The sequence below is a fragment of the uncultured Agrobacterium sp. genome (assembly GCF_913777885.1).
Classification (GTDB): domain Bacteria; phylum Pseudomonadota; class Alphaproteobacteria; order Rhizobiales; family Rhizobiaceae; genus Agrobacterium.
Genome location: NZ_CAJYTV010000009.1, coordinates 1 through 25,348 on the forward strand (window position 1 = coordinate 1; position 25,348 = coordinate 25,348).

The window sequence follows — 25,348 nt, forward strand, 5'->3', positions numbered from 1 at the left end:
CAACCTTCTCCTCCGATGAGATCAAGGCAATCAGCGCCAAGGCACTGTCTGGGCTGAATGTCTCCAATCTCAGCACCGACAACATCGCCGCTCTGACCAAGGCTCAGGTTGGCTCGCTTTCCTCGGCGCAGTTTGCAGCTCTGTCGACCGACCAGATCGAGGCGCTCACCTCCGCGCAGGTTGCTGGCTTTACAGCAGCTCAGGTCGGCACACTGGACAGTGCCGAACTCGGCCTGTTCACGACGAGCGAGGTCACTGCATTCAGTGCCAGTGCCATCGCCGGTCTGTCTACGGCCGCCATCGGTGGCTTGAGCACGGACCAGGCGCGTGGTCTGACGGCACAGCAGCTGCAGGCAATGAGCAATGCGCAGGTCGAGGCTGTCATCGCAGCCTACAATGGGGTCTAAGACAAACGATCCATGTCCGTAAATCGTATCGACTTACGGGTAGCAGATTGACCAACGGCGCGGCGGCAAGCCGCGTCGTCCATTTCTTTGCAAAACGCTCCGAGGCATCGTGCGTTATGGAGGTCCGTGACGCTTGAGATGTTCGCGGCCCTGCTGCACGTTGATAAGCGTCTTCGGGAAAGCCAATCTCGACGGCGCGATCCGGATCGTAGCCGCTTCTCTCTTCAGTCTGAAGGCGATATCTTTTATCGCTCAAGAAACTCGCCGCTAGAGAAACCTTTTCCCGACAGAAGATGGCTTTAAGTCCGGCAGTTTTGTGAAGTAAAACACATCCAGCCACAGGCAAGTTATTAGCGATAATAAAGAACCGTGCATCTCCACGCCGTTCATTAGCTTTTTAGCCCTGTTGCAGGATGTCATGACAGCCAGCCCCGTTTCACCTCCGCATGACGTCTCCACTCCATCCGCTCTCGATCTCGCGAGGAGCCAACGACTGGGCGTGATGGAATTGTTGACTGTAACCGAGGCGCTGAACGCTGCAGGTCAGTCGGCTGCGGCAGCGGAGCTCTATAAGACCTGGGTTGCCTTCAACGACAGCAACCCTGCGATCCATATGGCCTACTTCAATTACGCCGTGACGCTGAACAAGCTCGGAGATCGAGCCGGTGCCGTCCAGGCTTTCCGTGCGTGCATCAAGGCTGAGCCAAATTTTGCGCCGGGCCACATCAACCTCGGGCGAGTGCTCGAGGACGCAAGTTTGATCGGCGATGCGGTGGAGCAATGGTCGAAATTTGCCGAAGCGACCAAAAGTGTCGATGCCGATGCGGTGCAACACCGATATATGGCATTACAGAACATCGGTCGTGTTCTTGAGGGTACGGAAAGGATGGAGGAGGCGGAAAGCGCCTTGCTGGGCGCATTCGAGCTTCGTCCGGAATCGCCGGAATCCGGCCAGCACTGGCTGTCTTTACGTCAGCGCCAGTGCAAATGGCCGCTGCTTGTTCCTTCCAGCCACATCCCGCCGCGCAAGATGATGGACGCCATGTCTTCGCTGACGCTAAGCTGTTATGCCGATGATCCAATGTTCCAGCTTGCAAAGGCATATCGCTACAGCAAGATGTTGGTCGGTACGCCGCCCGATCCCGGTTGCTTCCCGCGTCGGTCGCCAAAACAAAAATCCGGAACGGGCGAAAAGCTGCGGGTCGGCTATCTTTCATCGGATCTGCGCGACCATGCTGTGGGTTTCGCTCTGTGCGAGGTTCTGGAGCTGCACGACAAAAACAATCTTGAGGTTTTCGCTTACTACTGCGGGCCAGCACGGACCGGCGACGCGACGCAAGATCGCATAAAAGCAGCCGTTCATACCTGGCAGGATATCCACTCTTTGGATGACGCCGCGGCTGCATCTCTGATCATCGCCGATGAAATCGATATCCTGATCGACGTGAACGGGTATACCAAGGACGCAAGGGCAAGGATATTTGCGTATCGTCCTGCGCCGATCATCGTCAGTTTCTGCGGTTATCCCGGGTCGGTGGGTAGTCCATTCCACCAGTATCTGATCTCAGACGGCTACATGATACCGCCGGAAAACGAAATCTATTACTCTGAGAAAGTTCTGCGCATCGCCTGCGATCAGCCGCTCGACCGCAAGCGTCCCATTGCTGCTCGACCAACCCGCGCCGACGTCGGTCTGCCGGAGGATGCGTTCGTCTATGCCAGCTTTAACGGCATGCAAAAGATTACTGAGGAATGCTTCACGCGCTGGATGACGATCCTTTCAAACACATCTGGCAGCCTGCTTTGGCTGCTGGGAGGTGGGGAGGACGTCAATCAGCGACTGAGAGAGTTTGCGCAAAACTGCGGCGTGTCTGCCGACAGGCTGGTGTTTGCCTCAAAAGTTCCCAATCCCCACCACATCGCTCGCATCGGCGTCGCGGATCTGTTTCTCGATACATTTCCCTATGGCGCTCATTCGACCGCGGCAGACGCGATCACATCGGGTCTGCCGGTCCTCACGATGTCGGGCAAGACATTTGCCGCCCGCTTCTGCGGCAGCATCGTCACCGCCGCAGGTGTTCCGGAAATGATTTGCAGCTCGCCGGACGATTATGTCGCTCGCGCCATCGGTTTTGAGCGGGATCGGAAAAGCCTCCTCGCGGTCAGAAAATCGATTGCACGGCAACGCGAAACCAGCGTATTGCGTGACATTCCTGCCCTGGCACGGCGTCTGGAGGAGCTATTCTGGCAGATGCAGGGTGAATGCGAACGCGGCGAGACCCCGGTCCCGGACCTGACCAATCTCGATCTCTACTATGAAATGGGCGTCGAATCCGTACTGGAGAATATCGAATTCGAGGACGAGCAAAGTTATCGCAATCGTTACCGCAAGAAGCTCGCGCACCGGCACGACTATTCGCCTATTCCCTATGATAAACGCCTTTGGCAGAAGCCCTGAGGCAGGATCGCCGGGACCTCTCATTCAATGTGATGAGATTACCCGGCGTAGCCGATGCCAACCTGCTTCTGGCCAAGAGCCTGAAACACCGTCTTGATGATGCCGGCGCGGTCTAGGCCCGCTTCCGCATACATGGTTTCGGGCTTTGCCTGTTCGACCCATTGATCGGGCAACGTCAGCGTGCGGACCTTGATGCCGGTGTCAAGCAAACCGGCCCCGGCCATAAAGTGCAGAACTTGCGCTCCAAAGCCACCGGAAGAGCCTTCTTCGATTGTGACGAGAACTTCGTGATGGCTCGTCAACTGGCGGATAAGCTCGAGGTCTAGTGGCTTGGCAAAGCGTGCGTCCGCAACCGTCGTGAACAGCCCGGCGGCATCGAGGTCCTCGGCTGCCGCCAAACACTCGGCCAAGCGCGTGCCGAAAGAAAGAAGCGCGATCTTCGATCCCTCTTTGATGACGCGGCCTTTACCAATTTCCAGGAGTTCGCCGCGCACTGGCATGTCTATGCCAACACCTTCGCCGCGCGGATAGCGGAAGGAGATCGGGCCATCGTCATAGGCAGCAGCAGTACGGACCATATGCTTCAATTCCGCCTCGTCTGAGGCGGCCATTACCACCATACCGGGTAGGGTGGCAAGGAAGGTGGTATCGAACGAACCGGCATGGGTGGGTCCGTCCGCACCGACAAAACCGGCGCGATCGATCGGAAAACGCACCGGCAAGCCCTGAAGCGCGACATCATGGACCAACTGGTCGTAACCGCGTTGCAGAAAGGTGGAGTAGAGCGCGCAGAAGGGCTTGTAGCCTTCTGCGGCAAGACCTGCGGCAAAGGTTACGGCATGCTGCTCGGCGATACCGACGTCGAAGGTGCGTTTGGGAAAGAGCTCGGCGAGCTTATCGAGACCCGTGCCGTTCGGCATGGCAGCGGTAACGCCGACGATCTTGTCGTCCAGTTTTGCTTCCTGCACCAGCGCTTCTGCAAATACAGAGGTATAGCTCGGCGCGTTCGGCTTTGCCTTGGCCTGCGTGCCGGTAATGACATCGAACTTGTTGACGCCATGATACTTGTCGGCAGCGGCTTCGGCAGGCGCGTAACCCTTGCCCTTCTGCGTCACGACATGGATCAGCACCGGACCCTTCTGATTGTCGCGCACATTGCGCAGCACAGGCAGAAGATGGTCGAAGGAATGGCCATCGATCGGGCCGATATGGTAGAAGCCGAGCTCTTCGAACAACGTGCCTCCGGTCACATAACCGCGTGCATGGGTCACGGCGCGGGTAATGGCGCGGTCGATCGTCTTGCCGAGATAGGCGGTTAGTTTCTTGCCGAAATCGCGAAAGCCCATATAGGTGCGGCCAGATGCCAGACGCGCCAGATAGGCGCTCATGGCGCCGGTCGGCGGTGCGATCGACATGTCGTTGTCGTTGAGGATGACGATCAGCCGCGCGTCCAGAGCACCGGCATTGTTCAGTGCTTCGAAGGCCATGCCAGCCGACATCGAGCCATCGCCGATGATCGCAATCACCTTGCGGTCGCTGCCATCCAGCTCCGCCGCGACGGCCATGCCAAGACCGGCGGAAATCGATGTGGAAGAATGCCCAGCGCCGAAATCGTCATATTCGCTTTCGGCGCGCCGTGTGAAGCCGGAAAGCCCCCCTTCCTGGCGCAGCGTGCGAATGCGATCGCGCCGTCCGGTCAGGATCTTGTGTGGATAACATTGATGGCCGACATCGAAGATAAGGCGGTCGTCAGGCGTATTGAAAACCTTGTGGATCGCGATTGTCAGTTCCACAACGCCGAGGCCAGCACCCAAATGTCCGCCTGTCTTGGAAACGGCGTCGATCATCTCGTCGCGCAGTTCCCGTGCAAGCTGCGGCAGGTCGCGATCCTCGATTGCTTTCAGATCGGACGGGAATTTCACCCGGTCAAGCAATGGTGTGTCTGGCATTCCGGTCAAATCGTTTGGCCTTCGTGTTCTTTAAATGCACCCTTTAGATGGGGGAGAGTGCAGCCTTCGGCAAGCAGTTCTTCGTTCTACAGCATCGGCCCGAAAATCGAAATCGATTTTCGGGAGAGCCCGATGGGTCAATTCAAGCAGTCAAGAGCGTCCATTGCGCATCCGTAGGGACGACGCTTTATCCAATTTCAGCCTTTGGGCAAAGGCACAAACTCGTCTTCATCGCCCGGCACGATATCGAAACGTCCGGTTCTCCACTCTTCCTTGGCCTGCTCTATGCGTTCTTTTGATGACGATACGAAATTCCACCAGATGTAACGCCGCGAGTTCAAAGCGGCACCCCCAAAGAGCATGATATGACAACCATCGGCGCCGCCCTTCAGCGTAATATCATCGCCAGCGCGAAAGGCGAGCAACTGGTCGCAGGCAAAGATGTCGCCGGCGACTTCCAGCGAACCGGACAGAATATAGATCGCACGCTCCTCGTGATCGGCTGGAAACGGGAACTTCGCTCCGGCTTCGAGCGAAAGATCGGCATAGAGCGTGTCGGTGAAGGTTTTGACCGGCGAGCGTAGCCCCGCGAAGTCTCCGATGACGACGCGCCCCGTTGCGCCGGTGGCATCGATAAGCGGCATGGCATCGCGCTCGGTATGGGAGAACTCCGGTGCGATTTCTTCTCTATCGTCGGGAAGCGCAAGCCACGTCTGAAGACCGGACATGGAGAAGGGGTGTCCGCGCAGATTCTCCGGTGTCCGCTCGGAGTGAACGATGCCTCGGCCCGCCGTCATGAGATTGATATCGCCAGGACGTACCACAATTTCAGTACCCAGACTGTCGCGATGCTTGATCTCGCCATCGAAGAGATAGGTGACGGTGGAAAGCCCGATATGGGGATGAGGCTTCACATCGAGCGCTTCCCCGGCTTTCAGAATAGCGGGGCCCATTCTGTCGAAGAAGATGAATGGGCCGACAAGGCGACGATCGCGGGTTGGCAAAGCACGACGGACAGAAAATCCGCCGATGTCGCTTGAGCGCGGAACGATCAGGTTTTCAATCGCATCGCACGCGAAGGCATCACCAGCGGCGGGATCGTTGCCTGGGAAAAATGACATGGGATTGCTCCTCAATCATGGGTCACCCGCAGACTACCACGATTTGATGCAATGCGTGAGCGTTCTCTCAAGAACGCTCGGGCTGGCATTCGTTGGTGCCGAGATCGTCATCGCACGGCTGCCAATATATCGCCGGCGAGCTAGGGCCAGTTAGAGCCTTATTCGCCGTCCAGCGGCTCAACGCCCTGCGGCTTGCCTGCGCGATCCAGGCGAATCTTCTCGATGCGCTTTTCTGCGGTCGTCAGCAGTGCTTCGCAATGTTTCTTCAGGGCTTCTCCCCGCTCATAGATGGCGATGGATTCATCCAGGGCTACATCGCCGCGTTCCAGGCGGGCAACAATGCTTTCCAGCTCAGCCACGGCCTTTTCGAAAGAATAACCGCTGACATCGGCTGTGTTGGCATTTTCCGTCATGTTCAACCCTTCATCATTCTCAAGATATGCATGGCCGCCGATTCCGCCAGCCCTTCCAGATCATAACCACCTTCCAGGAGACTGACGACCCGGTTACCGGCATATTTATCCGCCATCTCCAGAATTCGCCCGGTTGCCCAGTCGAAGTCCTCGCCCACCAGATTGATATGCGCCAGCGGGTCGCGGTGGTGGGCATCGAAACCTGCCGAGATAATGATCAGGTCTGGCGAAAAATCTGCGATTGCTGGAAGAACCCTTGACTTGAACGCCTCACGGAAATGGTCGCTTCCTGTGTTGGGGGATAGCGGTGCGTTGACGACGTTGTTTTTCACACCTGTTTCGTTCTTCTCGCCGCTCCACGGATAAAGTGGCATCTGGTGGGTGGAGCAAAAGAGTACCGAGGTATCGTTCCAGAAGATGTCCTGCGTGCCGTTGCCGTGGTGGACGTCCCAATCGACGATCGCCACACGCTCCGCGCCATGCACCTTCTGCGCATGACGCGCGGCGATCGCGGCGTTGTTGAAGAGACAGAAGCCCATGGCCTTTTCGGTTTCGGCATGATGGCCCGGCGGACGGCTTGCAACGAAGACGTTGTCCGCCTCGCCGGTGAAGACGTCGTCCACGGCAGCCATAGCTGCGCCAATGCCGGTCAGAGCCGCTTGCAGGCTTTTCTGTGAGGCATAGGTATCGGCCTCGACCCGGTTGATCTCGCCTTCTTCTTCCGGGATCTGGCGCATCACCGACAGAAGGTGGCTTTCGGGATGGGCGAGAAGCACGGCATCTTCATTCGCCTGAGGCGCCTGCTTGCGGTTCAACCGCTCGAAATTGGGGTGTTCGAGGGCGATGTTGAGCGAGCGCAGCCGGTCGGGCCTTTCGGGATGCCCCTCGGGCGTGATGTGCTCCAGGAAGATCGGATGCTCGTAAAGCCGGGTGGCCATGATTGGCTTACTCCTGAAACGCGTGAAACTTTGAGTTAGGCCCGCTGCGGTAGCAGTGGATAGCCAGCCATCACGGCACGACCGGCAAGCGCTGCCACCACGGCCTTGATCAGATCGCCCGGAATGAAGGCCATGGAACCGAGGAAGGCCTTGCTGAAGCCGATACCGGTTGCAACGGCAAGATAGGTAATCCCAAAGGCGTAAAGCACGATCACGCCACCGGCGACGCTTGCCAAGAAGAAGCCGATGCCCTGGGTCAATGCAGGCTGGCTTGCTTTTACAAGGTGCTCCGAAAGAGTGCCGGTCACGAAAGCCGCAGCGATCCAGCCGATCAGGAAACCCGTCGTCGGCGTGATGAAAATGGAGAGCCCGCCTCTGCCGCCCGACAGAACAGGCAGGCCGATGGCCGCAATCAGGATCGTCAGCAACACGGCAAGCGCGCCGCGCTTGGCGCCTAGCACGACGCCTGCAAGCATGACACCCAGCGATTGAGCCGTGATCGGAACGGGAATGAAGCCGAGTGTAATGGGCGGCAACAAGCCGAGCGCGATGATGATGGCTGAAAACAGCGAGATCAGAACGAGGTCACGGGTTTTCATGAGGCGTCTCCCTTTTGTCTGAGTGAGGTTTGACCTCTGAAGCCGCGCGCGTCAATGGCGTCGGCGATCGTGTCGGCATCCTTCAACGTCATAATGATGAGCGGCACGAGAATGCTTGTCAGTTTGACTCGGCTGCCGCGGGCGCGATGCGCGTCGCTCAATGTGTGATACCGGCTGATAATGTCCGGTACGAACCGAACGACGAGACCGACCGCGAGCCCGACGTCTGACGCTTTCGCCAGACCAAGCTTTTCCAGGGGGCGCAGCGCGTATGTGATTTCATCCATGAACTGCGAAATGCTGACGCTCGCGGTCACCGCAGTTGCCAGCAATGTCAGCGCGCTCAATCTTAAAAGCGTCACCAAAGCATCCATCGGCGGGACGAGAAGGAAGCTAAAAGCTGCAATAGAGGCTATGGTGAGAAAGACGGGACGAAGCCTTGAGAAAGTACCGCGCAGACCAAGATGAGCTTGCCAGAGGATGAGGACTGCCAGGATGACGGCTATGCTCAACAGGGCAGGGTCGCGGGTGAGAAAAAGCCCGACGCTGGAAACCGCAAGCGTAACGAGCTTCATGCGTGGCGAAAGTCGATAAAGCCAGCCCGTTCCTTCGGCGTAAAGGCTTTTCATTGCAGGGCAATCTCCCGGTACCGGGCAATGACATCCTGCGGCTTGCCATCCGCCGCAAGCCTACCCTGATGAAACAGCAATACGCGGTCGAACGCCTCGACAAGCGGAAGATCGTGGGTGATCACGATCACATCCTGCTCAAGTCCCAGAATAGTCCGCTCTACCAGCGCCCGGTTTTTTAAATCGAGTTGGTTCGTAGGCTCGTCGAGTATGAGGATTTTCGGACCGGTGATGGAAAGGGCCGCAAGTGCTGCGAGTTGCAACTCGCCGCCAGACAGTTCATGGGCGCGGCGATCTGCGAGGTGGTCGATGCTAAAGCGCTGTAACGTCGCCCGCACCGCCTCATCGACGATAGTCTTGTGCAGGCCACGGTTCTTCAATCCAAAGGCAATGTCGTCGCGGATAATCGGCAGGATGATCTGGTTCTGTGGATTCTGAAAGACGAAGCCTACTTGTTTCAAAACGGCATCGGCATCCTTGACCGTGTCGAGTCCGTTGACGATGACCCTGCCACTTATCGGTTTGGTCAGGCCGTTAATCATCCGCGCGAAGGTCGTCTTACCCGAACCATTCAGACCGACGATGCCGATGCGTCTTTCGTGAAGCGAAAGATCGAGCGGCGCAAGCGCCATCCGCCGCTCGAAAGTCACACTCGCATTCTGGAAGTGAATGTCCACGCCATTTTCCTTATCGGTTCACGCGCTTCTATAAACGCAAAGAGGCGTTGACGAAATCAAGAACAAAAAAAGAACATTGATTTTGCGGCGACGCGATCCTAGACTGTTCGGCATGGCGATTCTGGTTTCGAACGAAGCAGCACGACGTATATTCCTGGTGCGGCAGGGTCTCGCTTCTGCTCCCAATAGAGCATTGTCGAAGGATGGTCTGCTGCAACTCATCACGGCTCTCGGCTTCGTTCAGGTGGACAGCATTGCCACGGTGGAGCGGGCGCATCACCAGATCATCTTTTCCAGAAACCAGACCTACAAGCGGGAGCATCTGTCCGCTCTTTTGGAAAAAGACAGAACGCTGTTTGAGCATTGGACCCATGATGCCTCGATCTTGCCCACAGCCTTCTATCCCTATTGGAAACACCGGTTTCGCCGCCGGGAGCCGATCATGCAGGACCGCTGGCGCAAGTGGCATGGTGATGGTTTTGACGCGGCTTTTGAACAGACCTACCGGCACATAGCTGAAAACGGCGCCGTCATGTCGCGTGACATGAAGGCTGAAGATCATCAGTCTGGTGGTTGGTGGAACTGGCATCCATCCAAGACGGCACTGGAATATATGTGGCACACAGGCAAGCTCGCAATATCCGGCCGTGTCAATTTCCAGAAAGTATACGACCTCTCAGAGCGGGTGATCTCGAAGGAGCATTTCGAGCGTGAGGTGAGCCACGAGGCGTTCATCGACTGGGCCTGCCGCGAAGCGTTGTCTCGCCTCGGTTTCGCGACATCGGGAGAACTCTCCGCTTTCTTCGATCTCGTGACGCCGCATGAGGCAAGGGAATGGGTGGCGACGCATCGCAGTGAACTGATCGAGGTTTCCCTGGTCTCTGCCAACGGCGAAAAAGAGCGTGCGTCCTATGCATTCGCCCGCTTTTCCGATGAGATGGAAGCGGAGGCGTCCGTCACGCCGCCGCAGCGCATTCGGGTTCTGAGCCCCTTCGACCCGCTACTGCGCAATCGCGCGAGAACAGAGCGCCTCTTCGGCTTCTTCTATCGCATCGAGGTCTTCGTACCGGAGCCGAAGCGTCAATATGGCTATTACGTTTTCCCCCTGTTGGAGGGAGACCGCTTGGTCGGGCGCATAGATATGAAGGCAGACCGAAAAAACGGTTCTTTGGACGTGAGGAGGCTATGGCTTGAGAAGGGCGTTCGGCCATCGGCAGGCCGGTTGGAAAAGCTCGATGCGGAATTGAACCGGCTGGCCAAATTCACCGGCGTCGAAACCGTGCGCTATCTGGACGGTTGGATGGCCGATATGTAGCGGAAGGAGCGGTACGATCCGCTCCTTCATCTTATGTCAGCAGAGATCCGTCGAGCTGATCTTTATGCCGAAGCCTTCAAGGCCGACATAGTGGCGTTCGCGGGTGGTGAGCAGCTTGATAGAACTGATGCCGAGTTCCTTCAGGATCTGCGCGCCGAGCCCGATCTCCAGCCATTCTTCTTCGCGCGAACGTGCCTGCTCATGAGATTCGTCCGCATCGCGCGACTTGCGACGGCCTTCGACCTTGCCGACGCCCACGGATCCCTCGCGAAGATAAACGATGACGCCGCGGCCTTCCTCGGCAATCTTCTGCATGTAATGCCGCACCGGCTGTTTGCTGCCGAAAATGTCGTCGGCAACGTTTTCCGGATGCAGGCGGACGGGGATATCGACGCCATCGCGGATATCGCCGAAGATCACCGCCATGTGCTGCATCGGATCCCAGGGCAGGGAATAGGTCTGCGCCTTTGCCGGTCCGAAAGGCGTTTCAATGGTAAATTCGCTTTCCATCTCTACCAGCGTTTCCTTACGCTGGCGGTAGGCGATCAGATCGGCCACAGAAACCTGCTTCAGACCATGGGTTTCGGCAAAACCCGAGACCTGTGGGCCGCGCATCACGCTTCCGTCATCATTGACGAGTTCGCAGATGACGCCGATTGGCGGTAGGCCTGCCAGCTTGCAAAGGTCCACGGCAGCTTCCGTATGACCGGAGCGCATCAGCACACCGCCCTCGCGGGAAACCAGCGGGAAGATGTGGCCAGGCCGCGTAAAATCGGCAGGACCGACATTCGGATTCGCCAGATTGCGCACCGTCAGCGTACGATCGTCGGCTGAAATGCCCGTCGTCGTTCCATGCTTGAAATCAACCGAAACGGTGAAAGCCGTCGTGTGTGCACTGTCGTTTTCTGCCACCATGGCATTGAGGTTCAGGCGCTTGGCCTCCTCGCGCGGCATGGGCGCACAGACGATGCCGGATGTGTGGCGCACGATGAAGGCCATCTTATCGCCGGTGCAATGCACGGCTGCAACGATCAGGTCGCCTTCATTCTCGCGTCCATCGTCGTCCATAACCACCACGATCTCGCCTGCCTCGAAGGCCCGGATCGCTTCCACGACACGTTTCTGATCGTATGCCATGCTGTATCTCCCTGTTTATTTCAGTCTGCCGGTCTGGCCGCGATCGCGCAGATAATGATCCGCTATCGTGCAGGCGACCATGGCCTCACCGATCGGAACCGCACGGATGCCGACACACGGATCGTGACGGCCCTTGGTGCGAACATCGACATTGTTGCCGTCGGCATCGATCGACTGACGCTCTGTCAGAATCGAGGATGTGGGCTTGATGGCAAAGCGGGCGATGATCGGTTGACCCGTGGCGATACCGCCGAGAATGCCGCCCGCATGGTTCGACAGGAAGAATGGCTGGCCGTCATTACCCATGCGCATCTCGTCAGCATTCTCCTCACCGGACAGCTCGGCGGAAGCAAAACCGTCGCCGATCTCCACACCCTTGACGGCATTGATCGACATGAGATTCGAGGCGATGTCCTGATCGAGCTTGGCATAGATCGGCGCACCGATCCCGGCCGGAACACCTTCCGCCACCACTTCGACAACTGCACCGATGGAGGAGCCAGCCTTGCGGATCGTGTCGAGATACTCCTCCCAGACAGGCACCGTCGCCGCATCCGGGCAGAAAAACGGGTTTTCGTTGACCTGATCCCAGTCCCAATTGTTGCGGTCAATCTTGTGCTTGCCGATCTGTACCAGGGCAGCGCGAACGCTCATGCCAGGGACGACTTTCCGTGCCAACGCGCCTGCGGCCACACGTGCTGCCGTTTCCCGGGCAGAGGAACGGCCACCGCCGCGATAATCACGGATGCCATATTTCAGATCGTAGGTGAAATCCGCATGGCCTGGGCGATAGCGCTTGGCGATCTCGCCGTAATCCTTGGAGCGCTGGTCGGTATTTTCGATCAGCATCGACACCGGCGTGCCGGTGGTAATCATCGTTTCACCGTCCTCATCCAGCATCACGCCGGAAAGAACCTTCACGATATCGTCCTCGCGTCTTTGTGTGACGAAACGGCTTTGGCCTGGCTTTCGCTTGTCCATCCACGACTGCACCTCCACAAGCGTGAAGCGAATGCCGGGCGGGCAGCCATCCACCACGCAGCCAAGCGCTGGACCATGGCTTTCGCCCCACGTGGAAACGCGGAAGAGATGACCGAACGTGTTATGCGACATGACAATAGAACCAGATCAAGCGGCGTTTCACATAAAGAGACGCGATTTCAGAATAATGCGCGGTCATCTCCATAGTGGAAAAAGCCTGGAAGGCAAAAGCCTTTCTTCAGGCAGGCCGGACCTGACTTGTCAGGAGACACGGCGTAATCCCCGCTGCATTGCGAAACTGGAAAAATCCTGCGCGGGAAGCGGCTCTGCAAAGGCAAATCCCTGTAGAATGTCGCATCCCATATCGTGCAGCATGGCCGCATGTTCTGGCGTTTCCACACCTTCTGCAACTGTCTCGACGCCGAGCGAGCGCGCAATTTCGATGATGGAACGAACCAGCGCGCGTTCCTGCGGCGAATCGAGGATGGGCATGACCAACTGACGGTCGATCTTCAGCCGTTTCGGCTTCAGGCGCAGAAGGCTGATGAGAGAGGTGTGGCCGGTGCCGAAGTCATCGATCTCTATATCGATGCCGAGCTCCTTCACCTTGTCCAGATTTTGGACGGCCGCTGCTTCGCTATCGTCCAGAAAGATGGATTCGACCAGTTCGAACGCAACCTCACCTGGGACGATCTGAAGTTCCTTCAAGCTCTCCAGCAGATGTTCGTCATGCAGTCGACGGATCGAAACATTGACCGAAACGCGCGGGATATTCAGCCCTTTCATACTCCACACCCGTCGATCCTGCAGTGCGGTGTGCAGCGTGAGGCGATCGAGTTTCTGAACGACGTTCAACTCTTCTGCGATATCGAGAAATTTCTCCGGCGTCAGCAGACCGCGCGTCGGATGGCGCCAACGCACGAGTGCCTCCATACCGGCGATTTCGCCTGTTCTCGCGCAAAGCTGAGGTTGGTACCAGGTCTCAAACTCACCGCGCTCCAGCCCGGCCAAAATTTCATCGGCGGTCCGCTTGTGGTTGACGATGTCCGCCTGGAGATTTTGCGTGAAGAATTCGTACCGGTTCCGGCCCATGGCTTTTGCCCGGTAAAGCGCAAGGTCGGCATTGATGAGAATTTTGCGGGCGTCGCTATAGTGATTTTCCCCGAATGCGATGCCGATCGAAACACCGCAGCGATAGGTAAAACCCTGAAAGTCGAAAGGCTGGCGAAAAGCGGCGATGATATTGGATGCGATGGAGGTCACGACGTGACAGTCATCAGCGTGAGGAATGAGAATGACGAACTCGTCTCCGCCTATACGCGCAATGATGCCTTCGTCGCTGACGTTGAGACTGAGAATCTGCGAGGCTCGCACCAGTGTCGCATCTCCCGCTGCATGCCCCAGAGTATCGTTGATCTGTTTGAAGCGATCGAGGTCTAGGTGCAATATGGCAAAGCGTCTGGTTTTGGCTTTCAGGGAGGCCAGCCTGTCGAGTTCGAGATCGAGCTTGCGGCGGTTGGCAAGCCCCGTGAGTGGATCATGCAACGCATTGTGCTCGATGCGTGACTTGGCTTCGACCAACTCAGCATTGCGCGCCTCAGCCTCTTCCTTGGCAGCCTTCAGCTCCTCTGCCAGCCGCACGTCGGCGGTGATGTCGAAGGCGATGCCGATAACTTTTCGATCTCCATCGCGATCGGTATGGATGCTGCCCACGGATCGAACATGGCGCATTTCCCCGCCGGGAAGGAGCACGCGCTGGACACTGGAAAAAGGAAGGTTATTCGCTGCCGAGTGATCTGCTTCGGCCGCCACCTTCTCTCGGTCGTCGGGATGAAGGCAATCCAGCCATTGATCTCGCTCCGTATAGCCTGTCGTATAAGTGAGGCCGTACAACTGGTGCATGCGCCGGTCCCAGTAGGCGGTGTTGTTGGAGAGGTTCGCTTCCCATATGCCGCAATTATAGGACTGAAGCGCAAAATCCAGACGCCTGGACAGCTCCATCAAGTCGTGCTCGCGCGAGGATAGCTCCTGGAGGGCGAGTTCAAGCTCAGCGTTTTTTACATGGCTGCTGTAGACGGAGCTCTTCAGATTCTCAGCCGCCTTCATATCCGAGGTGACATCCCAGATGATCCCGCTCATATGGCTGACGCCATCCGGTGTCTGATAACTCGCTCCAGCGGCTCGCAGATGGCGGATTTCTTGCAGTCCGCATTGCACCCGGTAGACCTCGGATTGCGTCTCTGCTCCCTCGGCGCACCGTGTCAGAAAATCAGTGATAAGCCTCCGGTCCTCCAGCAAGACCGTGTCCAGCCATTCCGACAGCGAAATCTCGCTCTCGGTCAACGAAAAGCCGTGCAGGGCCGCCGCACGCCCGTCGAGGTAGCAGGTCTCGCCTGCCTTGAGCCGCCATATACCGATCTGTGAAGCATCCATTGCAAGTTTCAGGCGCTGCGATAGCTCCAGAACCTTGCTTTCGCGGACATGATTCATTGTGAGGTGATGATTACGCTCGGCAACAAGAAGAAGGATTGCCGTAAGCGGCAAGGCAATCCAGAACGACGCCACGTCGATTAAATAAAGAAGAGTGAGCGATACTCCCGCTGAAGCACCGAAAAGCATTTTTTTTCTTCGGCTTTTCTTATCTACGCCACTCGACGACGACGATCTTAGTTGCAATTCAAACAGCCTCTGAACCAAGGTCAATAATGATATTCGAGTGCAACCCTAAAACATAATCTAAAACAAATAGTATAGTCGGAGTTACGATCTGCAGGTAACCGCTGGAACCGGAACGAAAAAACTTCAAGGGTTTGTTATTGGTTAAAATCCATTCATCAATTATACCGAAAATGACATTGTTCTGGGCAAATTCCGCCACATTCCGGAGAGAAATCTTGATGCATGGAAAACTAAAGAACAGCCTGAAGGAGGCTAGAAACATGCGCCTGATGATTGCCGCACTTTTAGCCACTGCCAACCTGTTTGCACCTCTGAACGCCTATTCACAGAGCGTGGACTTGGAATCCACCATCAGCAGAGTGGATGTGAAGGGCCTGAGCATTACGCTTGCCGATGGCAAGAATTACAAGGTTCCGGAAGAGTTCAACTTCGACGGTCTTCAGCCCGGTGTGAAGGTTCTGGTCTTCTATACGGAAGTCGACGGAAAGCGCGTGGTCGACGATCTTGAGGTTGTTCAATAAGATACGATTTCGTATCGCGTCCTTTCGGAGCGCCCTGAGGCCGACGTCGCGACGATCGGTCTTCACCAGGGCAGGACGGCTGGTACCTTAGCTTGCGGCCTCTTTTCAGGATTACCTAACGCCTTGCGTAAATAAAACCGACGACCGATGCATCCATATTCACGCTGGAGCGGCTATCAGATCGGATCTGCGGCATCGATCCACTCAGCCAGATTCTTCTCGGTCTCCACCTTCAAAATCCTGTCCTGCGGAATGGGAATTTCTGCCGCCTCATCTTTTTCCATGCCAGACACCAGCCTGAAGATGCTGCGGATCACGCCGCCGTGGCACACGCACACGGTTTTCCGCTGGACGGACGACAGCCAGGCACCGATGCGCCATGAGAGGATTTCGTAGCTTTCTGCATCCTGTCCAGGGGGAATAAAATCCCACTTCGCTGCCTTGCGGGCTTTGACACGATCAGGAAAGGCGAGCTTAAGTTCGGGGAGGGTGTAGCCTTCCCAGTCACCGAAGGAAACTTCTACGAGCCGATCGTCTGTCCGATAATCGATGGGGTCGAGACCCATAGCACCGCGCACCAGTTCCATCGTTTCGCGGGTACGGCCAAGCGGACTTGCCACATAATCGAATTCTGTAGCGGTTGGTCCTAGAACGCGAGAGAGCGCTTTACCATTTCCAACAGCCTGAGAGCGGCCGAAGTCGTTGAGCGGAATATCTTTTTGGCCTTGGAGCCGTCTGATCGCGTTCCAGTCTGTCTGTCCGTGGCGGATAACATAGACCAGCACTGCAACACCCCTGCTTCTTAAGCTCTGTCCTTCCAAGGCTTGACTGTGCCACACGTCAAAAATGAGGCGGCACAGCACAGATCCTGAACGGTTTTAGTCCTTTACGACAGAGATATCAGGTGCGTCTACGGATTTCATACCGATCGTGTGATAGCCCGAATCCACATGGTGGACTTCGCCCGTCACGCCGGTGGAAAGGTCGGAGAGCAGGTAGAGCGCCGACTTGCCGACTTCTTCGATGGAGACAGTGCGCTTCAGCGGAGCGTTGTACTCGTTCCACTTCAGAATATAGCGGAAGTCGCCGATGCCGGCGGCCGCGAGAGTCTTGATCGGGCCGGCGGACACCGCGTTGACGCGGATGCCACGGCTGCCGAGATCGACCGCCAGATAGCGAACGCTGGCTTCCAGTGCTGCCTTGGCAACGCCCATGACGTTGTAGTTCGGCATGACCTTTTCGGCGCCATAATAGGTGAGCGTCACCATCGAGCCACCGTCGTTCATGATCGGCTCGGCGCGCTTTGCAACGGCTGTCAGCGAGTAGACGGAGATGTCCATGGTGCGGTTGAAGTTGTCGCGGCTCGTGTCGAGGTAGCGACCCGTCAATTCGTCCTTATCGGAAAACGCGATTGCATGCACAACGAAATCGATCTTGCCCCAATGCGCTTCGAGATTGGAGAACACGGTATCGATTGTTTCGAGATCGGTGACATCGCAGTGGCCGGCCATGAAGGCGCCAAGTTCCTGAGCCAGCGGCTCGACACGCTTCTTCAATGCGTCGCCCTGCCAGGTAAAGGCGAGTTCGGCACCGGCATCGGCGCATGCCTTGGCAATTCCCCAGGCAATCGAACGATTGTTTGCGACGCCCATGATAAGGCCGCGCTTGCCAGCCATCAGGCCGGATGTCTGAGCCATTTGGTGCTCCCTCATATTCCAGATTGATCCTGCCTATGGCATAGGCAGAACCACTGTTCAAGAAGGCCTCAGATCATCTCATGTAAGGGAACGTAACAAAGGGTGCGTTGTTCACCGCTTTCACGGCAGTGTCACAGATAAAGACCTTCGCGCATATGGCGCATCAAATCTGTTACTTTTGCATCCGGCGTTTCGAGGAGGACGATGCGCAATTCGACGACGAGATCGCCAAATGTGCCGTCTTCCTTCTCCAAGCCTTTACCTTCTACGCGAATGGCCTTGTCCGAACCCGACCAGGCAGGCACGGTCACCGGCTGTTCACCGCGAGGCGTAAGAACCTTTGATTCACAACCCAGAACCGCATCGGCAAGGGCAAGTGGCAGAGTTGTGTGGATATCGTATCCCTTCACGATAAAATCGTCGTCGCGGGCAACGAGAACGGTCACGACGAGATCGCCACGCGCAGCTTCCGGCAACTTCAATCCTTGGCCCTTGAGACGCACCACATGTCCATCCGTGGTGCCCGCTGCCAGTGGCAAGCGAACGTCGCGCTCATCCGGCATGCGGATCGTCACATGTCTCTGGGCGATGATGTCATTGACGGTCACGATGGCTTCCGCCGTCATGTCGGGTACTTTTTCGATTGCCGGTGGCGCGCCGCGGAAACGGCGGATGAGCGCGTTGAAGAAGCCGATTGCAAGCGAGTTACTCGCATCCGTTTTTTCTTGATTGGGCGCTTCGTCAGAAACCTCCGCCGCTGTCGATTTTATGGGATCCGCGCCGCCTTTTACCTTTGCCTCCGCACCGAAAATTCGCTCCAGCATATCCTCGGGCGATTCTGGCTTGGCGCTTGCGGAGTTAACAGGATCGGCGGCGTTTGCCTCGGTTTCGCTGGCGGCTTTTGCATTGCGTGCCTGCGCCCTGGCAAGTTCTTCCATCAGCCTTTCAGCTGCTTTTGCCCGTTCCGCCGCCTCGCGGGCGGCGGCACGCGCGGCCTCACGCTTCTGCATGATTGTTTGTTCACGCTGCTTGCCGTCCGCGGCGCGACGCGCCTGATCGTAGAGACCACGCTTTTGCGGATCCTTCAGCAGATCGTAAGCCTGGCCGATCTCAGCGAAGCGTGCGTTCGCATCTGGATCATCCCGATTTTGATCAGGATGAATGGTCTTTGCCTTGGACCGCCAGGCTGCCTTTATCTCGTCCGAACCGGCATCGCGCTTGACGCCGAGAATAGAATAGGGATCACGCATCCGAACCACCAGTTACGCCCGAAACTCCAGCCGCGCCTAAGCGGCATGAAACAGAACAAACCCAGACCTGAACGTGCCAACATGCGAAAATGTTGCACGATCAGTGTCTTGAACTGGAAGGGACTGTGGCAAGAACTTGCTAATCAGACCTTTACGCGCCGGTTAGCAGGCGGATTGCAGATCTGATCTCTTGAGATAGGGTAAATGCTTTACTTCTGATCGAAGCGGGTCATCAGCCATTCGCCTGTCTCGGAAAGACACGCCTGACCCGTATAGCTCGCAACGCCTTCGAAGGAATGGCGCGTGGTGTTGAAGTTGCGGCAGACGAAGCCTGTGCTTCGGTCTTCCGTAATGCCTGTCAAGACGCCGGCGCTGCCGGTTGCCGTATTGGCCCATGGAACGGGCGACCCGGCGACTTTCACCAGATCGGCGGAAGTGACCGCGTTGCGGATCGTCGCATCGTCCGACAGAACCGGCGCGGTCGGCTGGTTCGGGACAGACGCGGTCGAGAGCGAGCGGTCGACTTTCTCGCCACCGAAAAGATCAAGACTGACACAGCCGGTCAATGCAACGGCAATAAAGCCGGCGGCAAAGACATTGACAACCGATGACAGGAAGCTCTTTGTGCGACTGTTCGACTTTGCTATGACGATCACCATCTCTTACCCAGATATCATTTCTGGTGTGCAAATCAGCTCTGGAGCATTTTAGTCAATATGTCGGAAACGGGGTTAACATCTAGTGACTTCACGGAAGAAAATGAACCATTCGCGCTTTTCGCTGAATGGTTGCGCGATGCAACCGCGTCCGAAATAAACGATCCAAATGCGGTAGCGCTTGCTTCGGTGGACGAGGACGGCATGCCAAGCGTGCGCATGGTGCTGCTCAAGGCGGCAGATGAGCGTGGCTTTGTGATCTACACCAATTTCGAGAGCCGCAAGGGGCGCGAGCTTCTGGGGCAACAGAAAGCCGGTCTCTGCTTCCATTGGAAAAGCTTGCGGCGACAGGTTCGCATTCGCGGACTTGTGGAAGTCGTATCGGACGAAGAAGCGGACGAGTATTACGCCTCGCGCCCACGTGGCAGCCGCATCGGAGCCTGGGCCTCAAAGCAATCCCGGCCACTCGAAAGCCGCTTTGCGCTGGAAAAGGCCGTAGCCGAATACACAGCGAAATACGCTTTGGGAGACATTCCGCGCCCGCCATACTGGTCCGGCTTTCGTATCAATCCACTGACCATCGAATTTTGGCATGACCGGAAATTCCGCCTGCATGACCGGGTTGAGTTCCGCCGTGAAACCGCTGACGCCCCTTGGACGAAAGTTCGCATGTATCCATAAGCGAAACGGCCGTCGACAGCGGCGGCCGAAGAGTACTCAGTCTCACGGCAAGATGACACAGGCCTGGGACCGCTGACCGCTCGCGGCCGTGCGAAGAAAAAGACCATTGATGAGATGAGGCAAGACCTCTCCGGCGAAGTCGCAGACCTGCACGGCCACGTGCTTCTTCTTGCCTATCACACTCACCTGGATCTCAGAAATTCAATCGAGCCAGAGTGGCGCTTCGATAGTGCTGGCAATTAGCTGCGCATACTGGCAGCAAGAAGCAGAGCGGCGACATCCGAAAGATCGGCGGAGATCGCAACACATTTCTTCCGCACAATCTCGGTCGCTGGCGCCACGTCGGGGACCATCACAGCCATCGTCCCGGCGGAGGATGCGGACTGAACGCCGTGGTAAGAATCTTCCAGAGCTATGCAGTCTTCCGGTGCAACGCCAAGACGTTTCGCTGCGGTGAGGTAGGGCATGGGAGCGGGCTTCGGTTCCTCGTAATCCTCCCGCGCCACGATGTGATCGAAACGAGCCAGGAGATTATACGGTCCGAGGTGCCGATTGACAGATTCGTGCCGCGAGGATGTGGCGATGGCACGCGGCAGTTTGAGATCGTCCAGCAGATCTAACATCGCGACAACGCCTGGCTTCAATGCCACGCCGCCAGCCATGCTGATTGCCAGATGGCGAAGCCACGCGTCGCGAAACGCGGCCATCGGAAAATCAGCACCATGTTCGGCAATGATCGTGCCGCTGATGACATCCCACGGACTTCCGCAGACACGCTGGTAGAGCTCGACCGGCAAATCGTGACCCCCCTCTTGAGAGGCAGCAAGAAAGGAGTCGCGGTAGAGCGTCTCACTGTCGATCAGGAGGCCGTCCATATCGAAGATGACCGCTTTCGGCATGCGGGGTAACGTCATATGTATGCCTCACCCAAAACGAAAGACGCGCTCGCCAAGACTCTCGAACGGGCGAATGAGATAACCATCCGGATCGGCGATCACGAATTGCCGGTTGCCCACCTCCGTCTCTGCCTTGCGATACCATTTCTCTTCGACTGGGAGAAACAGCGGCACGCGGGCCAGTTCTAACCTGTCGAGGATAGGCTGTAGGGAGGGGACCGCGAGTTGCAGGTTCATGCCCCGTCCAAACGGATAGGTGATTGGCGCATCTTCCAGATCAAAGGTGCGTCCCGCACCAAGCTGGTCGATCATCAACTGCGCGTCGCCGAGCGCAAGGTACGTGAAGCCCTCTTCGGGCCGCTCGTAGACGACATGAAAGCCAATCAGGTCACAATAAAATGAGCGGCTCTTGTGCCAGTCGCTGACGGCCAGTTCGGGAACGAGTGCATTGGAAACAAAGGTCATCTTTTCCTGATCAATGGGAGGGCAATTATTGTGCGGATACCGGAGAGGTTGTGGAATGCAGCGCCTTGCGGATGAAGTCCGACTTGGCGGCTGTGTAGGCATCGCCATTATCTTCGTATTGCTTCGCGAGCGTCATTTTAAGTGTGGCATAGTCATTGGCAAGAGCGGGGTTTTGACGAAGAATATTACGGAAACGCACTCTGTCGTGGTGAGTTGCGCTATCTGGCGGGCAAAGATAAACGCGCAGACCGGGCAACGGATCCGGAGCCGTGACGGCCCCGACCATAAAAGCGAATACTCCATCGCCATGCCGAGATCCGCGTGGCTCGAACCCTGCAGCTTCCATGCGTGCCCTGCTGTCTTGCATGAAATCGAGGTGCTTCAGGACGACATCGATATCGACGTAGGGCTTGGCAAAAAGATTATGGACCGCCGTACTACCGACATGCTCGATGTTGTCGAACATGCCTTTTAATATAATTTCGAGGCGGTGCTGTGCAGCGGAATAAACGCTCGGCCAGCCGGAATCGTAGGGAACGATCTTAACGAGCGTTCCCATTGGTAAACCTCAAGCCTTGGTGCCGCCGACAGTGATCTGGTCCATCCGCAAATGCGGTTGCCCGACGCCGACCGGAACCCACTGACCAGCCTTGCCGCAATTGCCGATGCCGGTGTCGAGTTTCATGTCGTTGCCGATCATGGTGACACGCTTCATTGCGTCCGGTCCGTTGCCGATCAGCATAGCGCCCTTTACCGGCGCGCCAATCTTGCCATTCTCGATGAGGTATGCTTCCGTGCAGCCGAAAACGAATTTGCCGGAGGTTATGTCCACCTGGCCACCGCCGAAGGACACAGCGTAGACGCCCTTCTTGACTGACGCGATAATCTCTTCCGCCGTCTTGTCTCCACCAAGCATGTAAGTGTTGGTCATGCGCGGCATGGGAACGTGCGAGTAGCCCTGGCGACGACCATTGCCTGTCGCCTGCATTCCCATCAGTCGCGCGTTTTGCCTGTCCTGCATATAGCCGACGAGCCTGCCGTTATCGATCAGCACATTATAGCCGGAAGGTGTGCCTTCGTCGTCCACCGTCAGCGAGCCGCGACGATTGTCTATGGTGCCATCATCAACAACGGTGACGCCGGGTGCCGCGACCATTTCGCCAAGCAGACCGGCAAAGGCCGATGTCTTCTTGCGGTTGAAGTCGCCCTCCAGACCATGCCCGACGGCCTCGTGCAACATCACGCCAGGCCAGCCTGCGCCCAGCACCACATCCATTGTACCGGCGGGCGCGTCGATGGCAGTGAGGTTGACCAGTGCCTGGCGCAATGCTTCGTCCGCACCGCGCTGCCAGCTTTCCGTGGAAATGAAGTCGCCAAAGCCGACCCGTCCACCAATGCCATAGGAGCCGGTTTCCTGGCGGTCGCCTTCGCCAGCCACAACGGAAATGTTGATGCGCGTCATGGGGCGAATATCGCTGACACGATGGCCATCGGCACGAAGGATGTCGACAATCTGCCAGCTGGCGGCAATCGATGCTGTAACTTGGCGGACCTTGGGGTCCTTGTCGCGCAGATAAGCGTCGATCTGCGTCAGAAGCTTCACCTTCTCCTCGAAAGAGGGCGAGCCAATCGGGTTTTCATCGCCATAAAGCTTTTTGTTGGTGCGCTGGGGCGCTGCTGCATATGAGCCGGAATATCCCTTTGTTACGGCACCCACGGCATCTGCCGCGCGCTGCAACGCTGCGGTGGAAAGCTCGCCTGCATGGGCGTATCCGACTGCCTCGCCAGCGACTGCACGAAGTCCGAAGCCCTGGTCGGTATTGAAGCTGCCGCCCTTGAGGCGGCCATTGTCAAAGGTGAGCGATTCCGCTTGGGCATGTTCGACGAACAATTCGCCATCGTCGGCGCCGCCGAGAGCGTCTGCCACCCGGCTGCGCAATGTGCCCTCATCGCAATCGAAAAGCGTCAGAAGGTCATCAGTCATCGCGTACTCCAGGCGTCAGCATCAATCATCGTGAATGTGATTTAGGTGCTGGCGTTTAACGGCGCAACCCACACATCATAGCCTCGCGGAGAATTGCGGAAATAGTTGCGTCCGAAGACTGCCGGTCTGCAAGCTCAAGGCAGCGCGTCGTAACCTTCGGCAAAGCCGGTCAGTTCGATCGGAATGCCGACACGGTCCTGATCGACCGACTCGCGCAAGGCAAAAACGGCGTGCTTGCCGGCGCGCAGAACTTTCATCAGCTCGTCGTCGATATCCACTTCCACATAGCAGCCCTCGGAGAAGCAGCGGGTGAAATAAGCACGGCCGATATTGTTGTTATCAATATAAAGTTCCATTCCATCCTTCAGCAACACGCCAAGCGGCGCAAGGATGCGAAGAATGCGCGACTTGCGATCGGCCGTCTTCAGTACGACGACCGACAGCCCGACTTCGGGACGATCGTCGGCAATTACGTTCTGCATCAATGCGCATTGTTCCTCGGATGCGCCAGCGGGCTTGTCGCAGATCACCGACCAGTTGCCATGCGTGGATTTCGGCGTGCCAGGCGGTTGCTGGGCGACGCTCGTGCCGGACGCGAGAAGAGAGAAGCCGGCGGCGACAAAAGCGGCGCGCGCAATCGGGGGCAGACGCATGGATACCTCTGGAATTCGAATCAGTGCGGTTATTTTGACTTCCGATACTGGAAATGAAAGAGCCGCGCTCCTCATTTCCAAGTGAGTGCGGCCAAAATAGGACCTGCTGTTGGTCAAATTGCCGCCAGCCAGAGAGCCTGCGCATGTTTGGAGTTCAGTTTCCATGTGCCGCCGACGCAGGGTGCCGAGACAAAGTAACGGACTAAAAATGCCCCTCTACGAAAGCTGGGCGATATTGCGGCGGCGCGCAAACTATGATTTGAGTCTAAACTATAAGCATGGATTCTGCGCCTTGGATTGATCATAATCAGGTGCGTGAGGGAGAGGTACCGTGATTACTAGGATTAACGCAGCGTTGGCGGGCACGATCTGTCTGCTCTCGGCTGTCGGCGCAAACGCCGATCAGCCTAAAGAGTGGCAGATGGGATTGCAGGAGGCCGCAACGCCGATCATGCACGAAATTCGTTGGTTTGAACAATATACCCTGTGGTTTATCGTTCCCGTGACGATTTTCGTTCTCGTCCTGCTCATTCTCGTCGTTGTGAAGTTCAAGGCGTCCTCAAACCCGGTTCCGTCCAAGACTAGCCACAATACGGCAATCGAGATCGTCTGGACGCTAGCGCCGGTCCTCATTCTTCTTTTCCTGGCTTTCCCGTCCTTCAATCTTCTCAACGCGCAGCTGACGCAGCCGGAAAATCCGGACCTGACATTGAAGGCGACCGCCACGCAGTGGCAATGGAATTATGAATATCAGGCGGCAGAAGGCTCCGAGCCTTTGGCGTTCGACAGCTACATGCTGAAGGATGTAGATCGCGCTGCCGCCGGCAAGGAGGATCACGCTCGTTACCCGCGTCTTCTGGCCGTAGACAATGAGATGGTCGTGCCGGTGAATAAGACCGTGCGTCTTCTCGTCACCGCTGCGCCGACGGACGTTATTCATGCCTTCGCGATGCCGGCTTTCGGCGTCAAGATCGATGCCGTCCCAGGCCGTCTGAACGAAACCTGGTTCAAGCCTGAAAAAGAAGGACTTTACTACGGTCAGTGCTCCGAGCTTTGCGGCAAGGACCACGCCTTCATGCCGATTGCCATACGGGTGGTTTCCGAAGAGCAATACAAGACCTGGGCTGCTGCCGCTGCTTCTGACTTGAGCGGTGCCAACCGGGCGCTGATGGCTTCTGTGGATGGCGCAAGCGCCCTTCGCGTCGCCGCGAACGAAACCAACTAAGGCAAGGAGTGAGGACA

Annotated in this window: 24 protein-coding genes and 1 pseudogene; 6 read left to right on the plus strand and 19 right to left on the minus strand. The window is 57.1% G+C overall.

From position 1 onward, the window contains the following. A pseudogene (locus QZ869_RS07200) lies at positions 1-407 on the plus strand (ice nucleation-like protein); the annotation flags it as partial. 418 nt (positions 408-825) lie between these two features. After that, positions 826-2,865: a glycosyl transferase gene (locus QZ869_RS07205; protein WP_296103661.1), complete on the plus strand. Its 2,040-nt coding sequence runs from the start codon at positions 826-828 to the stop codon at positions 2,863-2,865. Positions 2,866-2,903: 38 nt separating this feature from the next. Here QZ869_RS07205 and dxs read toward each other — a convergent pair whose 3' ends face one another. From dxs to QZ869_RS07240, 7 genes are all read right to left on the minus strand, one after another. Next, entirely contained in the window at positions 2,904-4,823 is a 1,920-nt protein-coding gene (gene dxs, locus QZ869_RS07210) for a 1-deoxy-D-xylulose-5-phosphate synthase (protein WP_296041311.1), read from the minus strand. Positions 4,824-5,011: 188 nt separating this feature from the next. Continuing rightward, positions 5,012-5,935 (minus strand): pirin family protein, encoded by a 924-nt coding sequence (locus tag QZ869_RS07215; RefSeq protein ID WP_296103664.1) that lies wholly within the window; start codon positions 5,933-5,935, stop codon positions 5,012-5,014. Between the two features lie 158 nt (positions 5,936-6,093). Continuing rightward, on the minus strand, positions 6,094-6,348 hold the full coding sequence (locus tag QZ869_RS07220; protein ID WP_037171757.1) for an exodeoxyribonuclease VII small subunit: 255 nt from the start codon (positions 6,346-6,348) through the stop codon (positions 6,094-6,096). 2 nt (positions 6,349-6,350) lie between these two features. Then, on the minus strand, positions 6,351-7,286 hold the full coding sequence (locus QZ869_RS07225; protein ID WP_296103667.1) for a histone deacetylase family protein: 936 nt from the start codon (positions 7,284-7,286) through the stop codon (positions 6,351-6,353). Positions 7,287-7,321: 35 nt separating this feature from the next. Next, on the minus strand, positions 7,322-7,885 hold the full coding sequence (locus tag QZ869_RS07230) for a biotin transporter BioY (protein ID WP_296103671.1): 564 nt from the start codon (positions 7,883-7,885) through the stop codon (positions 7,322-7,324). Continuing rightward, positions 7,882-8,514: an energy-coupling factor transporter transmembrane protein EcfT gene (locus QZ869_RS07235; protein WP_296103674.1), complete on the minus strand. Its 633-nt coding sequence runs from the start codon at positions 8,512-8,514 to the stop codon at positions 7,882-7,884. Before QZ869_RS07235 ends, QZ869_RS07230 begins: the two co-directional genes overlap by 4 nt. Continuing rightward, complete coding sequence (locus QZ869_RS07240) at positions 8,511-9,191, minus strand: energy-coupling factor ABC transporter ATP-binding protein (protein ID WP_296077035.1); 681 nt, start codon at positions 9,189-9,191, stop codon at positions 8,511-8,513. Before QZ869_RS07240 ends, QZ869_RS07235 begins: the two co-directional genes overlap by 4 nt. Positions 9,192-9,303: 112 nt before the next feature. Here QZ869_RS07240 and QZ869_RS07245 point away from each other — a divergent pair, with 112 nt between their 5' ends. After that, the gene (locus QZ869_RS07245; RefSeq protein WP_296103676.1) at positions 9,304-10,506 is read left to right on the plus strand and encodes a winged helix-turn-helix domain-containing protein; all 1,203 of its coding nucleotides are present in this window, start codon (positions 9,304-9,306) and stop codon (positions 10,504-10,506) included. 36 nt (positions 10,507-10,542) lie between these two features. Here QZ869_RS07245 and ribB read toward each other — a convergent pair whose 3' ends face one another. From ribB to QZ869_RS07260, 3 genes are all read right to left on the minus strand, one after another. Further along, positions 10,543-11,643 (minus strand): 3,4-dihydroxy-2-butanone-4-phosphate synthase, encoded by a 1,101-nt coding sequence (ribB, locus tag QZ869_RS07250; protein WP_296021304.1) that lies wholly within the window; start codon positions 11,641-11,643, stop codon positions 10,543-10,545. Between the two features lie 15 nt (positions 11,644-11,658). Next, positions 11,659-12,756 (minus strand): chorismate synthase, encoded by a 1,098-nt coding sequence (gene aroC, locus QZ869_RS07255; protein WP_296103677.1) that lies wholly within the window; start codon positions 12,754-12,756, stop codon positions 11,659-11,661. A gap of 129 nt (positions 12,757-12,885) precedes the next feature. Further along, positions 12,886-15,243: an EAL domain-containing protein gene (locus QZ869_RS07260; protein ID WP_296103679.1), complete on the minus strand. Its 2,358-nt coding sequence runs from the start codon at positions 15,241-15,243 to the stop codon at positions 12,886-12,888. 320 nt (positions 15,244-15,563) lie between these two features. Between QZ869_RS07260 and QZ869_RS07265 the strand changes: the two genes are divergently transcribed. Then, the gene (locus tag QZ869_RS07265; protein WP_296021354.1) at positions 15,564-15,824 is read left to right on the plus strand and encodes a DUF1344 domain-containing protein; all 261 of its coding nucleotides are present in this window, start codon (positions 15,564-15,566) and stop codon (positions 15,822-15,824) included. A 176-nt stretch (positions 15,825-16,000) separates the two neighbouring features. On the opposite strand, the gene QZ869_RS07270 is transcribed toward QZ869_RS07265, so the two are convergent. The 4 genes from QZ869_RS07270 to QZ869_RS07285 all read right to left on the minus strand — a co-directional run bounded on the left by QZ869_RS07270 (position 16,001) and on the right by QZ869_RS07285 (position 19,430). Then, positions 16,001-16,609: a histidine phosphatase family protein gene (locus QZ869_RS07270; protein ID WP_296103680.1), complete on the minus strand. Its 609-nt coding sequence runs from the start codon at positions 16,607-16,609 to the stop codon at positions 16,001-16,003. Between the two features lie 93 nt (positions 16,610-16,702). Further along, on the minus strand, positions 16,703-17,521 hold the full coding sequence (fabI, locus tag QZ869_RS07275) for an enoyl-ACP reductase FabI (protein ID WP_296021295.1): 819 nt from the start codon (positions 17,519-17,521) through the stop codon (positions 16,703-16,705). Between the two features lie 131 nt (positions 17,522-17,652). Beyond that, entirely contained in the window at positions 17,653-18,771 is a 1,119-nt protein-coding gene (locus QZ869_RS07280; protein ID WP_296021293.1) for a DnaJ C-terminal domain-containing protein, read from the minus strand. A 209-nt stretch (positions 18,772-18,980) separates the two neighbouring features. Beyond that, positions 18,981-19,430: an RT0821/Lpp0805 family surface protein gene (locus tag QZ869_RS07285; RefSeq protein WP_296041283.1), complete on the minus strand. Its 450-nt coding sequence runs from the start codon at positions 19,428-19,430 to the stop codon at positions 18,981-18,983. Positions 19,431-19,487: 57 nt separating this feature from the next. On the opposite strand from QZ869_RS07285, the gene pdxH reads away from it, so the two are divergent. Then, the gene (gene pdxH / locus QZ869_RS07290) at positions 19,488-20,108 is read left to right on the plus strand and encodes a pyridoxamine 5'-phosphate oxidase (protein ID WP_296103683.1); all 621 of its coding nucleotides are present in this window, start codon (positions 19,488-19,490) and stop codon (positions 20,106-20,108) included. A gap of 239 nt (positions 20,109-20,347) precedes the next feature. On the opposite strand, the gene QZ869_RS07295 is transcribed toward pdxH, so the two are convergent. From QZ869_RS07295 to QZ869_RS07315, 5 genes are all read right to left on the minus strand, one after another. Next, positions 20,348-21,022 (minus strand): HAD family phosphatase, encoded by a 675-nt coding sequence (locus QZ869_RS07295; protein WP_296103686.1) that lies wholly within the window; start codon positions 21,020-21,022, stop codon positions 20,348-20,350. A 9-nt stretch (positions 21,023-21,031) separates the two neighbouring features. Beyond that, positions 21,032-21,469: a VOC family protein gene (locus tag QZ869_RS07300; RefSeq protein WP_296021281.1), complete on the minus strand. Its 438-nt coding sequence runs from the start codon at positions 21,467-21,469 to the stop codon at positions 21,032-21,034. Between the two features lie 25 nt (positions 21,470-21,494). Beyond that, positions 21,495-22,028, minus strand: a complete 534-nt coding sequence (locus QZ869_RS07305) for a GrpB family protein (protein ID WP_296103689.1) — start codon at positions 22,026-22,028, stop codon at positions 21,495-21,497. Positions 22,029-22,037: 9 nt separating this feature from the next. Further along, positions 22,038-23,453, minus strand: coding sequence for a metalloprotease TldD (gene tldD, locus QZ869_RS07310; protein WP_296103690.1), 1,416 nt, complete (start codon positions 23,451-23,453; stop codon positions 22,038-22,040). Positions 23,454-23,587: 134 nt separating this feature from the next. Next, complete coding sequence (locus tag QZ869_RS07315; RefSeq protein ID WP_296021274.1) at positions 23,588-24,106, minus strand: invasion associated locus B family protein; 519 nt, start codon at positions 24,104-24,106, stop codon at positions 23,588-23,590. Positions 24,107-24,437: 331 nt separating this feature from the next. On the opposite strand from QZ869_RS07315, the gene coxB reads away from it, so the two are divergent. Beyond that, on the plus strand, positions 24,438-25,331 hold the full coding sequence (gene coxB, locus QZ869_RS07320) for a cytochrome c oxidase subunit II (protein WP_296021272.1): 894 nt from the start codon (positions 24,438-24,440) through the stop codon (positions 25,329-25,331). Positions 25,332-25,348: the final 17 nt, after the last annotated feature.

Excerpts from the sequence above, each read along its gene's own strand:
- QZ869_RS07205 (WP_296103661.1), top strand. The coding sequence starts at position 826 with ATGACAGCCAGCCCCGTTTCACCTCCGCATGACGTCTCCACTCCATCC.
- QZ869_RS07215 (WP_296103664.1), bottom strand. The coding sequence starts at position 5,935 with ATGTCATTTTTCCCAGGCAACGATCCCGCCGCTGGTGATGCCTTCGCG.
- QZ869_RS07220 (WP_037171757.1), bottom strand. The coding sequence starts at position 6,348 with ATGACGGAAAATGCCAACACAGCCGATGTCAGCGGTTATTCTTTCGAA.
- QZ869_RS07225 (WP_296103667.1), bottom strand. The coding sequence starts at position 7,286 with ATGGCCACCCGGCTTTACGAGCATCCGATCTTCCTGGAGCACATCACG.
- QZ869_RS07230 (WP_296103671.1), bottom strand. The coding sequence starts at position 7,885 with ATGAAAACCCGTGACCTCGTTCTGATCTCGCTGTTTTCAGCCATCATC.
- QZ869_RS07235 (WP_296103674.1), bottom strand. The coding sequence starts at position 8,514 with ATGAAAAGCCTTTACGCCGAAGGAACGGGCTGGCTTTATCGACTTTCG.
- QZ869_RS07245 (WP_296103676.1), top strand. The coding sequence starts at position 9,304 with ATGGCGATTCTGGTTTCGAACGAAGCAGCACGACGTATATTCCTGGTG.
- ribB (WP_296021304.1), bottom strand. The coding sequence starts at position 11,643 with ATGGCATACGATCAGAAACGTGTCGTGGAAGCGATCCGGGCCTTCGAG.
- aroC (WP_296103677.1), bottom strand. The coding sequence starts at position 12,756 with ATGTCGCATAACACGTTCGGTCATCTCTTCCGCGTTTCCACGTGGGGC.
- QZ869_RS07260 (WP_296103679.1), bottom strand. The coding sequence starts at position 15,243 with ATGCTTTTCGGTGCTTCAGCGGGAGTATCGCTCACTCTTCTTTATTTA.
- QZ869_RS07265 (WP_296021354.1), top strand. The coding sequence starts at position 15,564 with ATGCGCCTGATGATTGCCGCACTTTTAGCCACTGCCAACCTGTTTGCA.
- fabI (WP_296021295.1), bottom strand. The coding sequence starts at position 17,521 with ATGGCTCAGACATCCGGCCTGATGGCTGGCAAGCGCGGCCTTATCATG.
- QZ869_RS07280 (WP_296021293.1), bottom strand. The coding sequence starts at position 18,771 with ATGCGTGATCCCTATTCTATTCTCGGCGTCAAGCGCGATGCCGGTTCG.
- QZ869_RS07285 (WP_296041283.1), bottom strand. The coding sequence starts at position 19,430 with ATGGTGATCGTCATAGCAAAGTCGAACAGTCGCACAAAGAGCTTCCTG.
- pdxH (WP_296103683.1), top strand. The coding sequence starts at position 19,488 with ATGTCGGAAACGGGGTTAACATCTAGTGACTTCACGGAAGAAAATGAA.
- QZ869_RS07295 (WP_296103686.1), bottom strand. The coding sequence starts at position 21,022 with ATGACGTTACCCCGCATGCCGAAAGCGGTCATCTTCGATATGGACGGC.
- QZ869_RS07300 (WP_296021281.1), bottom strand. The coding sequence starts at position 21,469 with ATGACCTTTGTTTCCAATGCACTCGTTCCCGAACTGGCCGTCAGCGAC.
- QZ869_RS07305 (WP_296103689.1), bottom strand. The coding sequence starts at position 22,028 with ATGGGAACGCTCGTTAAGATCGTTCCCTACGATTCCGGCTGGCCGAGC.
- tldD (WP_296103690.1), bottom strand. The coding sequence starts at position 23,453 with ATGACTGATGACCTTCTGACGCTTTTCGATTGCGATGAGGGCACATTG.
- QZ869_RS07315 (WP_296021274.1), bottom strand. The coding sequence starts at position 24,106 with ATGCGTCTGCCCCCGATTGCGCGCGCCGCTTTTGTCGCCGCCGGCTTC.